This window comes from Roseibium album (assembly GCF_001404515.1).
Classification (GTDB): domain Bacteria; phylum Pseudomonadota; class Alphaproteobacteria; order Rhizobiales; family Stappiaceae; genus Roseibium; species Roseibium album.
The window spans coordinates 637,170-649,893 of the sequence record NZ_CXWE01000004.1; the positions used below are offsets into that span (position 1 = coordinate 637,170).

11 protein-coding genes are annotated in these 12,724 nt (G+C 56.1%); 6 read left to right on the forward strand and 5 right to left on the reverse strand.

Annotated elements, in window-relative coordinates; translation table 11 throughout:
• The first annotated feature begins 15 nt into the window (after nucleotides 1-15).
• From LA5095_RS16285 to LA5095_RS16305, 5 genes are all read left to right on the forward strand, one after another.
• Complete coding sequence (locus LA5095_RS16285) at nucleotides 16-1,758, forward strand: hypothetical protein (protein WP_055116636.1); 1,743 nt, start codon at nucleotides 16-18, stop codon at nucleotides 1,756-1,758.
• A 223-nt stretch (nucleotides 1,759-1,981) separates the two neighbouring features.
• Nucleotides 1,982-3,496, forward strand: coding sequence for a YcjX family GTP-binding protein (locus LA5095_RS16290; protein WP_055116637.1), 1,515 nt, complete (start codon nucleotides 1,982-1,984; stop codon nucleotides 3,494-3,496).
• Nucleotides 3,493-4,551: a YcjF family protein gene (locus LA5095_RS16295; RefSeq protein ID WP_055116639.1), complete on the forward strand. Its 1,059-nt coding sequence runs from the start codon at nucleotides 3,493-3,495 to the stop codon at nucleotides 4,549-4,551. Before LA5095_RS16290 ends, LA5095_RS16295 begins: the two co-directional genes overlap by 4 nt.
• 80 nt (nucleotides 4,552-4,631) lie before the next feature.
• Nucleotides 4,632-5,807: a vWA domain-containing protein gene (locus LA5095_RS16300; protein ID WP_055116641.1), complete on the forward strand. Its 1,176-nt coding sequence runs from the start codon at nucleotides 4,632-4,634 to the stop codon at nucleotides 5,805-5,807.
• A gap of 9 nt (nucleotides 5,808-5,816) precedes the next feature.
• Nucleotides 5,817-6,974 carry a class I SAM-dependent methyltransferase gene (locus LA5095_RS16305; protein ID WP_055116643.1) on the forward strand — a complete coding sequence of 386 codons (1,158 nt, stop codon included), beginning with the start codon at nucleotides 5,817-5,819 and terminating at the stop codon, nucleotides 6,972-6,974.
• Nucleotides 6,975-6,991: 17 nt separating this feature from the next.
• On the opposite strand, the gene LA5095_RS16310 is transcribed toward LA5095_RS16305, so the two are convergent.
• From LA5095_RS16310 to LA5095_RS16330, 5 genes are all read right to left on the reverse strand, one after another.
• Nucleotides 6,992-8,956 carry a diguanylate cyclase gene (locus tag LA5095_RS16310; protein WP_055116644.1) on the reverse strand — a complete coding sequence of 655 codons (1,965 nt, stop codon included), beginning with the start codon at nucleotides 8,954-8,956 and terminating at the stop codon, nucleotides 6,992-6,994.
• 281 nt (nucleotides 8,957-9,237) lie between these two features.
• On the reverse strand, nucleotides 9,238-9,666 hold the full coding sequence (locus LA5095_RS16315) for a universal stress protein (RefSeq protein WP_029063111.1): 429 nt from the start codon (nucleotides 9,664-9,666) through the stop codon (nucleotides 9,238-9,240).
• Nucleotides 9,667-9,733: 67 nt separating this feature from the next.
• Nucleotides 9,734-10,522, reverse strand: a complete 789-nt coding sequence (locus tag LA5095_RS16320; protein WP_055116646.1) for an AraC family transcriptional regulator — start codon at nucleotides 10,520-10,522, stop codon at nucleotides 9,734-9,736.
• A 76-nt stretch (nucleotides 10,523-10,598) separates the two neighbouring features.
• A complete protein-coding gene (locus LA5095_RS16325; protein WP_055116998.1) occupies nucleotides 10,599-10,793 on the reverse strand; it encodes a helix-turn-helix transcriptional regulator in 195 nt (64 codons plus the stop codon).
• On the reverse strand, nucleotides 10,793-11,173 hold the full coding sequence (locus LA5095_RS16330; protein WP_055116648.1) for a hypothetical protein: 381 nt from the start codon (nucleotides 11,171-11,173) through the stop codon (nucleotides 10,793-10,795). Before LA5095_RS16330 ends, LA5095_RS16325 begins: the two co-directional genes overlap by 1 nt.
• 248 nt (nucleotides 11,174-11,421) lie before the next feature.
• On the opposite strand from LA5095_RS16330, the gene LA5095_RS16335 reads away from it, so the two are divergent.
• On the forward strand, nucleotides 11,422-12,648 hold the full coding sequence (locus LA5095_RS16335) for an MFS transporter (RefSeq protein ID WP_055116651.1): 1,227 nt from the start codon (nucleotides 11,422-11,424) through the stop codon (nucleotides 12,646-12,648).
• The last annotated feature ends 76 nt before the right edge of the window (nucleotides 12,649-12,724 follow it).

The following is a 12,724-nucleotide window of genomic DNA, read 5'->3' on the forward strand; positions in this document are numbered from 1 at the left end:
TCAGGGGGAATTTCGATGGCTCGGGGATTTCGCAAGTCTTTTGACTTCAACAACTTTGACGGATGCGGTTTCTTTTGGAAATGGTTCTACAGGCGCCTGGAACGTGATCTGACCGAAGCGGATGTCGAGCTCATCGCGCTTGGCGACATCAACGGCGACGGTCAAACCGACTATTCCCTCTCCCTTTCAAAAAACATTGAATACACCTTCAAGGGGTTTTTTGGACATTCTTTCAGTTGGTCGCGGGAAATCGAAAAGAACCTGGTCGTGCTCAGCGGCGATGACGGTCCGAAGGTCAGAGACCTGGAGCGGACGACCGGTGTCAAAGGACCTGTGATTGAAACGCGTGCACTCGGCGATATCAACGGCGACGGCTTCGACGATTTCGCCACGTTTGTAGGCGGTGGCGCATACTACGGTATTGGAGGACCGGATGCCGGTCCGGTCGGCTACTACGGCAAGCTCGTCGATGACGTCTACATAACGTTTGGCGGATCGCGGCAACCGGCAACGAGCGTTGGCGACCTGGACGGAATTGACGGCAAGGTGCTGAACTTGAAGTCGCTCGGCGACATCAACGGTGACGGCATCGATGACATGGCCGCCAGCGTGGGCAGTTACTACGGCCGTGGGGCGGAAGCAGGCTACTATGGCAAGGCGATCGACGACACCTACGTCATTTTAGGTGGCAAATCCGGACTTGCGCCGATCAGTCTCGGCGCCCTCGGGTTCACAAGCAGTGTTCTCGACGTGAACGCGCTTGGTGACATCAACGGCGACGGCTTCGTGGATTTGGTTGCGACCGTCGGAAGCTATTACGGCTACTACGGCAGGGATCCGGACGAGATTTCCTACTACGGTCAGGTCACGGAAGATGTTTTCGTGCTTTTCGGCAGCGAAGACGGCTACCAGGAGAAACAGAGCCTGACCGGCCTCGTCGACATTAAGGCAAAGGTCGTTGGTGTCGACGCGATAGGGGACATCAACGGTGACGGGCTGTCGGATTTCGCTGCAGAACTTGGCGGCTACTATGGATACTACGGCTCTGGCATCAGGGACGTTTTCCTGTTTCTCGGCGGCGACGAAACCCCGGTCAGTCTCGGCAGTTTGGCTGGACGTGAGAAAACCGCAATTGATGTTTTCGACTTGGGAGACATCAATGGAGACGGTTTGACCGATATCGGCATCGGCACCGCAGGCTACTATGGCGGTTATTATGGAGGCTACTACGGCCAGGAAGTGGAAGATGTGCTCGTGCTTTTCGGAAATCCCGATGGCACGCGCGAAGTCGCCAACCTGAATGACTTTGTCGGAAGCAAGGAACCGCTCCACGGTGCGACTGCACTAGGCGACATCAACGGCGACGGGTTCGAGGATTTCACGGTTGCGTGCGGCGGCTATTACGGCCCAGGGATGCCCGGAGAAGCGATACTGGTCTTTGGCGGCCCCGACGTTGCCCTGCAAAGTCTGAACTTGAAGGACTTCGGACTGACGGATGATGCCTTTGGCGACATCAAGGCCCTCGGCGACACAAATGGCGACGGGTTCGCCGACTTCTCGATCGCCGGATACTACGGATACTATGGATCCGACGCATTGAAGGGGTCCAGCTACGTTGTCTATGGCGGCGAGAGTGCTTTGGGCATCGCGGATTTCGCGAAGAATGCCCGTCTCGGCAGCCTTGAGGTCTCCCACAGGGTGGTACTCGACACCTCCCCACTCGGTGAGACCTTCAACTTCACCGACGATCTCTTCTGAGCCCAATGGGCTCAAGGTCGATGCATTGAATGGCATCCGGTTCCGATGTTTCGGTGCCCCCCCGATCGGAAACCCGTTCTACGATCGGGCATGATTCCGATCTTATAAACCCGTCGAATTCGAGTTCGCGGGACAAAAACCAATGGATTGCAGTTCGCTGCGAGCGGCCTCTATCTTTTCCACCATCTGATCAGCAATTGCACTCTGCGTCCTGCTCGCCTACATGAACGCCCTGGAGGCGCTCTTGAATCCATTGAATACACTGACGGAAGAAACCCGGCTGACATTGGCCAACCTTGCAGATGCCGCAACGGGTCTGACGGTTCCAAGTCTGCGGCTGGGCGTGACGGGTCTTGCGAGATCCGGCAAGACCGTCTTCCTGACGGCCCTGGTGCACAATCTGGTTCATGGCGGCCGCCTGCCGCTGTTCAGCGCATCTGCCGGCCGGCGGATGACCTCGGCGCATTTGCAGCCCCAGCCTGACGACGCGGTGCCGCGCTTTGACTATGAAGCTCACGTGAGCGCCCTGGTGAAGGGACGCATCTGGCCCGATTCCACCCGGCAAGTGTCGGAACTCCGGCTGACGATCGACTATGAGAGCGCATCCTATTTTTACCGAAAACTCGGACCTGGCCGGCTTCATGTCGATCTGATCGACTATCCCGGCGAATGGCTGCTGGACCTCCCGTTGCTGGGCAAGGACTTCGCGACCTTTTCCGCCGAGGCTCTCGAGCGGGCCCGTGCTGAAAACCGGGCGCAGATCGCCGAGCCATTCCTGAAAGTTCTCGCTGAAACCGATCCGCAGTCTGACGAAAGCGAACCGGCAGCACAGGAGCTTGCGCTCCGCTTCAAGAACTATCTTGCAACCTGCCGCGCCGACGCTCATGCACTGTCGATGCTGCCACCGGGCAGGTTTCTGATGCCGGGTGATCTGGATGGCTCCCCGGCCCTGACCTTTGCGCCGCTGGACATTCCCGTCGATGCTGCTCCGGCCCGTTCCGGCACGTTGCGCGCAATGATGGAGCGCCGCTACGAGGCTTACAAGACACATGTCGTGCGGCCGTTTTTCCGCAATCACTTTGCAAGGCTCGACCGCCAGATCGTTCTTGTCGATGTTCTGCACGCCCTGAATGCCGGACCTCATGCAATCGCGGATCTGGAAGTTGCCCTGAGTGAGGTTCTTGGCGCATTCCGTCCGGGAAAACGAAGCTGGCTGTCCTCAATTCTCAGCCGGCGGATCGACCGAATCCTGTTTGCGGCAACCAAGGCGGACCACCTGCACAGCGCGGATCATGACCGGTTGGAGGCCATCCTGAAGCGGCTTGTGACCCGGGCCGAGGAGCGGGCGCGGTTCAGGGGTGCGCAGGTCGATGTTCTTGCGATGGCCGCTGTTCGCGCGACCCGTGAGGCAATGGTGAAGCACAGGGGCGAAGAACTTCCTGCAATTCTCGGAACACCGTTGCCGGGCGAGCAGCTGAATGGTGAACGCTATGACGGAAAAACCGAAATCGCCATGTTTCCCGGGGACTTGCCTCTCAATCCTGAATCATTGTTTCGGCAAGCTGAATCGTTTTCTGAAGTAACCGGACCCAAGATCCGCCGGGGAAAATCCAGCCTCCAGTTCTTGCGTTTCCGCCCTCCTGAACTCGATACCACGGCTGAGGGCCTTACGCTGTCCCTGCCGCATATACGCCTCGACCGGGCGCTTGAATTTCTGATTGGAGACCGATTGGCATGAGCGGAAACAAGCCTTCCGAAGGCCGCAAGCCGGCCGCCTTTCGACTGGATGACACAAAGGTCCATCTGTCTGACGACGACGTCCGGATGCCGGTCGCCGACGAGGCCATCGTCACCCAGGCGATTCTCGACGATGACGAGCCCAGGTTGCCGCGCAATGCCAGTACTCCGAAAAGCGGTTTCAGATTCGGCAAATGGCTGATGATCGGGCTGAGCGGACTGGTGTCGCTTGCTGTCGGTCTCGCCGTTGACAGCCTGATCCGGGATCTTTTTGCGCGCACCGACTGGCTCGGCTGGCTGGGCGTCGCGCTTGCAGCAATCGCAGCTCTCGGATTGTTGGGACTGGTGATACGGGAAGTCGGGGGCCTGATGCGCCTTGGCCGGATCGACCATCTGAGAGACCGGCTACAAGATGCAGCGGACGAAGACGACGCGAGAAAAGCGACAACCGGTCTGAAAGAACTTCTGGATCTTTATCGCGATCGTCCGGAAACGGCCCAGGGCCGCAAGGCGCTTGCCGGACATATGAGAGAGGTCATAGACGGGCGCGATCTGGTCAAACTCGCCGAACGCGACCTTTTGGCGCCACTTGACCAGGAAGCGCGCAAGATCGTCATGAACAGCGCCAAGCGCGTGTCTGTCGTCACCGCGGTCAGTCCCCGCGCCCTGGTCGACCTGCTCGTGGTCCTGTTTGAAAACCTGAGAATTATCCGTCGCCTGTCGACCCTCTATGGCGGACGTCCGGGAACTCTTGGGTTTTTGAGGCTCTCCAGGCACGTTCTTGCGCATCTTGCGATCACCGGCGGTATGGCAGCCGGCGACAGTCTTGCATCGGAATTGCTTGGACACGGCCTTGCAGCGCGTCTGTCCGCCCGTCTTGGAGAGGGTGTGATCAACGGTCTCCTCACCGCCCGGATCGGTATCGCGGCAATTTCCGTCTGCCGGCCCTCCCCTTTCATCGAGAGCAGCGGACCCAATGTGAAGGAATTCATGGGAGAGCTGATCGCGTCATCCGAAAAGGCCGAAAAGGCAGAGAAAAATCCGCGCGAAACGTAACGACGCCCGGCAATCCGTCTCGCGGGACCAACGCCATTTCATGTCTCGACAGTCCCCCACCGTGCCGCTAGTTTCGGCCCATGTTCATTAGCTTTTTCACAGAATTGAAATCCGCCGGCATTCCGGTTTCCCTCCGGGAGTATCTGACGCTTATGGAAGCGCTGGAAAAGGATCTGGCAGAAAGAAGCGTCGAAGATTTCTACTATCTCGCACGGCTGTCGCTGGTGAAGGACGAGAGTAATCTCGACAAGTTCGATCGGGTCTTCGGTCATGTGTTCAAGGGCCTGGATCTCATGAGCGACGTCCCGGTGACCGACCTACCGGAAGAATGGCTGCGCAAACTCGCCGAAAAGCATCTGAGCGATGAGGAAAAGGCGCAGATCGAAGCTCTCGGCGGCTTTGAAAAACTCATGGAAACGCTCCGCGAACGGCTGAAGGAACAGGAAAAGCGACATCAGGGCGGCAACAAGTGGATCGGTACGGCGGGAACCTCTCCCTTCGGTGCCTATGGCTACAATCCGGAAGGTGTTCGCATCGGCCAGAAGGAAAGCCGGCATCGTCGTGCGGTAAAGGTCTGGGACAAGCGCGATTTCAAGGACCTCGACGACACACAGTTGCTCGGCACCCGCAACATCCAGGTTGCACTCAAGCGGCTGCGGAATTTTGCGCGCACCGGGGCTGCAGAGGAATTCGACCTCGACAATACGATCCGTGCGACCGCGCACAGGGGCCTTCTCGACATCAAGATGCGCCCGGAGCGGCACAATGCCGTCAAGGTACTGCTTTTCTTCGACATTGGCGGGTCAATGGATGATCATATCCGCGTTTGCGAGGAGCTGTTCTCGGCAGCCAGATCCGAATTCAAGGTGATGGAGCATTTCTACTTCCACAATTGCCTCTACGAATACGTCTGGAAGGAAAATCGCCGGCGTCACACCGAGCGCATCGAGACGATGGACGTGCTGCACAAGTACCCGGCCGACTACAAGATCATATTTGTCGGAGATGCCTCGATGAGCCCCTACGAGATTGCCTATGCCGGTGGCTCGGTAGAGCACTGGAACGAGGAAGCGGGCGCGGACTGGATGCAGCGTGTCACCAATCTCTACAAGAGTGCGGTATGGCTCAATCCGGTCCGCCAGGAGCATTGGAATTACACGCACTCAATCCAGATGCTTAACGAGCTGATGGAAGGCCGCATGTTCCCCATGACAGTGGAGGGCCTGTCCGATGCCATGAAGGAACTGGCGCGCTAGAGCCCATAAATGGAATACGGAACCGCAATGACCGGGAAAGCCACTCAAGATCCTTCCTCCAATGGCTGCATGGCACATGCCGACGAGCACGCGACCACCACAGGCATGACCGGACACGGGTTCTATGACGAAAACTCGCAGACGCAATGGAACGCCATTGCAGCGGTCCTGCCCACGCTGGACAAGGCTGTCGCGGCACTTCCGTTGCCGGACAACGGCGTCATAACGCTTGCGGATTATGGTTGCTCGGAAGGACGCAATTCCATTGCGGCGATGGAACGCGCACTCAAGACCCTGCTGCCGCGCACGCCGCTGCCGGTGCAGACGGTTCACTCGGATCTTCCGACCAACGACTTTTCAACCCTGTTCCTGAACCTGCGCCCGAGCGGCCAGTCCGTTTTCGGGACCGACCGGATTTTTTCCTCCGCAGTCGGCGGCTCCATGTACGATCAGCTTCGCCCAGCCTGCAGTGTTCATCTCGCGACAACATTCAACGCCATCGGCTTCCTTTCCAGGCGCCCCGTCGACGAAATGCCAGGCTACATTTTCCCCAACGGTCCAAGCACCGAGCGGAACAACGGGTATGTTTCACCGGAAGACAGACGTGCATTCGCGGACCAGGCCAAACAGGACGTGGAGGCCTTTCTGAAAGCGCGAGCCAGGGAACTGGTTCCCGGTGGAAAACTGCTGGTGCAGGTTTTCGGAGCGACCGATACAGCATGCACGAGTGACGGCATCTACGATCTTCTCAACGACGCGGTCGTTGCCTTTGTCGAAACCGGAGAAATCTCGAAAGAAACCTACGACCGATATTATCAACCGGTCTACATGCGCCATCTGGATGAGTTGACGGAGCCCGTGAGCGATCCGCGATTTGAGTCGTCCGGTCTTTTCACGATTGATGATGCCCGCGATTACGAAATCAGGGTTCCGTTCGTGGAGCGATACAAGGAAGATGGTGATATCGAACGATTTGCAAGGGATTACGTCAATTTTTTCCGCGCATTTACCGAAGCGGTCCTGCTGCATGCGCTGCCCTCCGGGCCGGGTAACCAGGATCTGGTGGACCGGATTTACAAACGCGCGGTAGAAATCCTCAAGGCGGATCCCGCTCGATATCCATTCCGGTATGTGGCCGTGCAGATGGTTCTCACACGGCGCGGCTGACGGAAACCAGCCGGAAATCAGGCTGCATCGTCGACTTGTTCGCTACCATCTTCCTTGGCGTCGTCCAGCATTTCGACAAGATCCGTCAAGTCCTCGCCCGCTTCACTGGCTGCAACTGTCACCCTGTTGCGACCGCCGTCTTTCGACTGATAGAGCGCGTCATCTGCGGATTTCATCAGATCCTGCGGCAGGCGTCCGTGTGTCGGATAACCGGCCACACCACAGGAAATGGTAATCGTGGGCAGGTTCTTTTCACCGTAACGAACCGTGACATTCTCGATTGCCTTGCGCAGCGTTTCAGCGACCTCTGCAGCCATCCCAACGGAGCTGGACGGAAGCAGCACCATGAACTCCTCGCCGCCCAGGCGGCAGGGAACCTGATCGCCCTGACACGTCTGCTCCAGCACATCCCCGACTTCCCGCAAGACCATGTCGCCAGCGTCATGACCGTGATTGTCATTGAATTTCTTGAAGTGGTCGACGTCGATGGAAACCAGCGAAACGGGCTGACCATTGTGACGCGACCTTTCAAGATTGCTCCTCAATAGGTCTACGAAATGACGGCGGTTATAAAGGCCTGTAAGCGGATCCCTGACGGACTGGTTGTGCAGTTCATCCCGCATCCGGGTGTTTGCAATCGCAAGGCTCACCTGTTCGGCCGCCATTTGTGCAAGTTTCCGGTTTTTGAGGAAAACCTCATTTGTCGTGTCCGATGCCGGTGTCAGATGCATGAGACCCACGGTTTCGCCGTGTGCCAGGATCGGCAAACAAAGATACACGCTTCCCTCTTCTTCGCGCGTGACGTGATCACAGGCAAAACTGACTTCGCCTTCGCCATAGACATACGTGCGGCCACGGCGCAATCCCCAACAGGAGTTCGGCCGTATGTGGCTTTCAATATGACCACCGTTCCATGCGCAGGCCCCGTCAAGAACATCTCTCGAGTTTGAATAGACATAAACCGCACCACTGCATTCTGGCAGCAATTGTGTCATGAACTGGCTGACCATTCCAAACAACTCGTCGAGGGAACTGCTGGACTGGAGCCATTCGTTCAGCTCAGAAAGAAGCCGGATTTCCCGCGTGAGCGCAGCTTGCCGATCCTGTTCCAGCCGTTCCTGCTCCTGTACATGCATCAGATGTTTCTTGAAATTCCCGAAAGCCCTTCCGATATCGCCGATCTCATCATTTCGATCCGTCGGAAGGTCCGCATCGAAATCGTTTCTCGAAAGCCGGTACAGACTGTTGCAGACATCGATCAACGGAAGCGCAATCGCCCGCCGGCCAAGCCAGACAGCCAGGAAAACTGAGAACACCGCGGCACCCAGGGAAATCAGGACCGTGAAGCGGATTGCGTCCTGTTCATGTCGCGAAGCCATCTTGGCAGCTGTTTCGGCCAGCGTCTGCACTTTGAAGAGAAGTTCTTCCAGCTCCCTGTTCAGCGCGGAGTGGTTTTCGTTGACTTCCGAAAGTTGCTGAGCGGCCTTGTAGGGATTTCCGATTTTTATCTGCGTCAGGGCCTGGGTGATGATTTTGGCGTAGTCGTGATTTTCGAGACTAATTTTCTGCAGTGTCTGCAAAATATTCCTGAACTCAACGGTTTCAGCCTGTGTGTTGGCAAGCTGAATTCCCTGACGAGCCACTTCCTCGGCTTCAACAAATTCTTCCGTGATCATGCCGGTCAGCAAAAGCAGTCGCGTTTCGCTTTCGGTGTCGAAATCAGGCGATTCCGATGCTTTGAAGAAGCCCTGCCGCAGCAGGCGCTCTATTAAAAGGGATTGTTCCAGCCTGTGTGCGGTGACGTGTCCGATCGCCTCCGTCAACGGCACTTCGGCCTCGGCAATGAATTCAATTTCTTGCCCGATTTTCCGGATCTGGTAGATGCCGACACCGGACGCGGCAACGACAAACGAGATACACACGGCAACAATCGTCAGAAGTTTGCCAGTGATCGTGTAACGAACGGCGGAACTCTTGGACATGGGTTACTCCACACAACTTGTCGGAGAGAATCCCGGAAATACGTTAAGATAATATTATGTCAAAACAAACTGACTAGATTCTTTCTATTCAGAATACATCAGAATTGAAAAGCCAAGATTATTTTTCGTCTTCGAAATCAAAAGTTCAGCACAGGTGCAGTCGTTCTGTAATAAACAGAAGACCAAACCTGTAACTCAACTACAAACATGCTTCCGAAACAAAACCATATCATTGCGCCAGGTTTTGCAAGCAGGTTTCACATTCGGAAACGGAGCAACAATCACTCAGGTCGCAGAACCACCACCGAACACGGTGCATGTCGCACGATGTGCGCCGCATTGGAACCGATGAAATAGGTCGAAAGTCCGGGCTTGTGGGACGTCATCAGAACCGCATCGCATCCGGATTGTTCAGCTTCTTCGATCACTTCGTGGTAAACACTACCCATCCTGACCCTACAATCCACTGCGCCGGCCGGCACATCGAGATCAGCTCCGATCTTGTCGAGAATGACCGTGGTTTCATCGATTTCACGCTTTTGCCAGCCTTCCGGCAGCTGACTGGCCACGAAGCTCTGCACTTCCGGGCAAACACCCAGAAGGTGGATTTTCGCGCCATAGTCTCTGGCCAATTGCGCGGCCTTGGACAGTGCATCTTCTGCAAAACCCGGTTCGGCAGGATCGACGGGAACGAGAATTTTCTTGAACATCGCAGTTTCTCCAAGCTTGTTTGATGACAAGTCTTGGACTTTCGGACCAGCCGCGCCATGAGGCAGATCAATCGTGTTCGCCGGTCCCGAAATACCGCCCCGGCGTCACACCGAATGCCTTCTTGAAGGTCGCCACGAAAGCGCTTGGTCCCTCATAACCCAGCTTGTGCGAAACATCGGAGACCGTGCGCCCCGACGCGAGAAGCTCAAGCGCCCGGAACAGTTTCACCTGCCGGCACCAGGTCCTGTAGCTCAGACCGGTTTCCGCCTTTATCCGCCGTTCAAAAGAGCGCACGGAAGTCGCACACCTTGCCGCCGCTTCGTTCAGTGTAGGAATATGTGCCGGACACCGGACCACCCCTTCGCACAAGCCTCTCAACTTCGCCTCCTGCGGCATCGGCAACTGCAGGGGCGCGGCCGGTAGCATCTTGAGTTGATCGAGAATGACCGCGGCGATCCGGGCGGCGGGCCCGGATTCGGTATCGGCCCGCGGAAAGGACATAAATTCCAGAATGAGCGCGCGCAGCAGGGTCGTAACCTGAATCACCTGCGGAGTTTGCGGAAGATCGAGAGTGTGCTCGATCTGGACGTAAACATATCTGAGATCCGTGTCGGTCAGGTAGCGCGTTTGATGGGCAACGCGTGGAGGTAGCCAGACAGCGCGTTCCGGTGGCGCGAAGAAGGTCCCGTGTTCGGTGTCAATTGCAATGGACCCTTTCACCACGTGAAAGAGTTGCGCCGCATCGTGGGCGTGCCAGTCATTCAAGGCACCCCGGGGCTGCGATTTGGCATAACCGATAATCGGCGCAGCAACGTCCTGCGTCGGAAACTCTGCAAGTTCTGGATGAATGGACATGTATAAGAATGTAGCCTCCACGCATGCCGATTGATACAAGACCTGGCTTCATATTGTGCCCGAAAGTACCGCGGTACTAGTCATCCGGTTCAAAAATCTGTTCGATCGGCAAAAGGAAAACCTTGGCTATTCGAAATGCCAATGGCAGGCTCGGGTCATATTTTCCGCGTTCGAGCGCGATGACGGTTTGTCGTGACACATCCAGCCTGTCGGCAAGTTCCGCCTGCGACCAGCCATGCTCATTTCGCAGTTTCTTCAGATGGTTACGCATCAGATCTTCTGGCGTGCCCATACCGTTGCAGCCGACCAGAAAACAACGAGAAACGAGCCGTAAATATCCAGGTCAACAGTGATCACATGTTCAAGCTTCGCTAGAAAAATGGCTAAAAGCACCGCGACAGGCAATGTCACTATTCCTGCCAACGCAAATATGCGCCGTTCTCTTTCGTCGACCCTTCGGAAGTACCTGACCTGGGCCCAGAGCGCGAGAATTAACGGTGAAGTCGCCAGAAATGACACCAGGAGATGAAACGCAAGGCTCCTCTGTTCTTCAAGAAAGTCCCGGGCCCAATAACTGGTGGCAACAAACAGGGCCGTCGCAAGTATCGTTTCTGCGACATAACGATACGACAATTTGTCAAACTGGTTCATGTCGGCAGCGGGCCTCCGAATACTGTAAAGCGTACTTTACATATATCTCTGCCCGCCGGAACTGTAAAGGAAGCTTTACATCAATGTTTGAAAAGCCGGGCACTCCGACACATTCTCAGGTTCAGCGAATAGATATTTTTTGGCGCATCAGAGATATTTGATGACAAAACAGCGCTAACACGCAAGCCAAATTCGGGATTAGAAGCAAATCAGCAATTTCAGTCGCATATCTCATCCTTGGCAACCGAATGACATATTTCACTCAAAACGCACATCCCGATGAAGCGCCCGGCTGGCGCTCCCCCGCGGTTCTGCTCATGATCATGGCAGGAGCCATGCAGCTGTCGTTTGCCGCCTGGTGGAATCTCATGAACAATTTTGCTGTTCAGGAACTCGATTTCACCGGCCGGGAAATCGGCATCCAGCAATCGATCCGGGAAATTCCGGGATTCCTGAGTTTTCTTGCCGTTTATCTGCTTCTGGTCATGCGTGAGCAAACGCTCGCCTACGCCTCCTTGCTGCTACTCGGCATAGGCGTTGCGGTGACCGGCTATTTCCCCACCGCGCTCGGCTTCTATGTCACGACGCTGATCATGTCGATCGGCTTCCATTACTACGAGACCATGGCTCAGTCGCTGTCGTTGCAGTGGCTGCCAAAGGCAACCGCTGCAGCCAGCATGGGCAAGATAATATCCGTCGGAGCTTTCGCACAGCTGATCGCCTACGGGCTCATCTTCTTCGCATGGAAGACGTTTGACCTTTCCTTCACGCTGGTTTTTGCGATTGCCGGTGGGCTCACCCTGGTCGTACTTGCGTTCCTGATCATGGCTTACCCGCATTTCAGGGAGGGGATACCTCAGCACAAGAAGATCATCCTGCGAAAACGCTACTGGCTCTACTACGCGTTGACATTCATGGGGGGTGCCCGCCGCCAGATCTTCATGGTTTTCGCCGGTTTTCTCATGGTGGAGCGCTTTGGGTACGACGTTCACGAGATCGCGGGCCTTTTCCTGATAAATGGTGTCTTCAGCATGGTTCTCGCCCCGCAAATCGGTCAGTTGATCGTCCGCTTCGGAGAACGCAAGGCGCTGGTATTTGAATATATCGGCCTTATTGGCGTGTTCGTGGCCTATGCCTTCGTTTCAAGCCCCTGGGTTGCTGCAAGCCTTTACGTGATTGATCACGCATTTTTCGCGGTCGCGATCGCCATGAAGACCTATTTTCAGAAGATTGCAGATCCGAGAGATATCGCGCCGACAGCCGGCGTCGCCTTCACGATCAATCATATAGCAGCGGTGTTCATCCCTGTCCTGTTCGGCCTGATCTGGCTGATATCCCCGGCTGCCGTCTTTCTCGCCGGGGCCGCAATGGCAGCCATAAGCCTCATCCTGGCCTCGCTCATCCCGGGCAGTCCCGAGGAAGGCCGCGAAGTCGACTTCTGGTTCCGCAAACCGTCCACCCAGGCGGCAGAGTAACGGCACCCTCACTTGCCGCAATAAAATGCACAAAGGGAACGCGGACTGTCCTTCGTATCGTCCAAAACAAAAAAAC

Coding starts and splice junctions, on each gene's coding strand:
- LA5095_RS16330 (WP_055116648.1), bottom strand. CDS start 11,173: ATGAACCAGTTTGACAAATTGTCGTATCGTTATGTCGCAGAAACGATA.
- LA5095_RS16295 (WP_055116639.1), top strand. CDS start 3,493: ATGAGCGGAAACAAGCCTTCCGAAGGCCGCAAGCCGGCCGCCTTTCGA.
- LA5095_RS16325 (WP_055116998.1), bottom strand. CDS start 10,793: ATGCGTAACCATCTGAAGAAACTGCGAAATGAGCATGGCTGGTCGCAG.
- LA5095_RS16315 (WP_029063111.1), bottom strand. CDS start 9,666: ATGTTCAAGAAAATTCTCGTTCCCGTCGATCCTGCCGAACCGGGTTTT.
- LA5095_RS16320 (WP_055116646.1), bottom strand. CDS start 10,522: ATGTCCATTCATCCAGAACTTGCAGAGTTTCCGACGCAGGACGTTGCT.
- LA5095_RS16300 (WP_055116641.1), top strand. CDS start 4,632: ATGTTCATTAGCTTTTTCACAGAATTGAAATCCGCCGGCATTCCGGTT.
- LA5095_RS16285 (WP_055116636.1), top strand. CDS start 16: ATGGCTCGGGGATTTCGCAAGTCTTTTGACTTCAACAACTTTGACGGA.
- LA5095_RS16335 (WP_055116651.1), top strand. CDS start 11,422: ATGACATATTTCACTCAAAACGCACATCCCGATGAAGCGCCCGGCTGG.
- LA5095_RS16310 (WP_055116644.1), bottom strand. CDS start 8,956: ATGTCCAAGAGTTCCGCCGTTCGTTACACGATCACTGGCAAACTTCTG.
- LA5095_RS16305 (WP_055116643.1), top strand. CDS start 5,817: ATGGAATACGGAACCGCAATGACCGGGAAAGCCACTCAAGATCCTTCC.
- LA5095_RS16290 (WP_055116637.1), top strand. CDS start 1,982: ATGAACGCCCTGGAGGCGCTCTTGAATCCATTGAATACACTGACGGAA.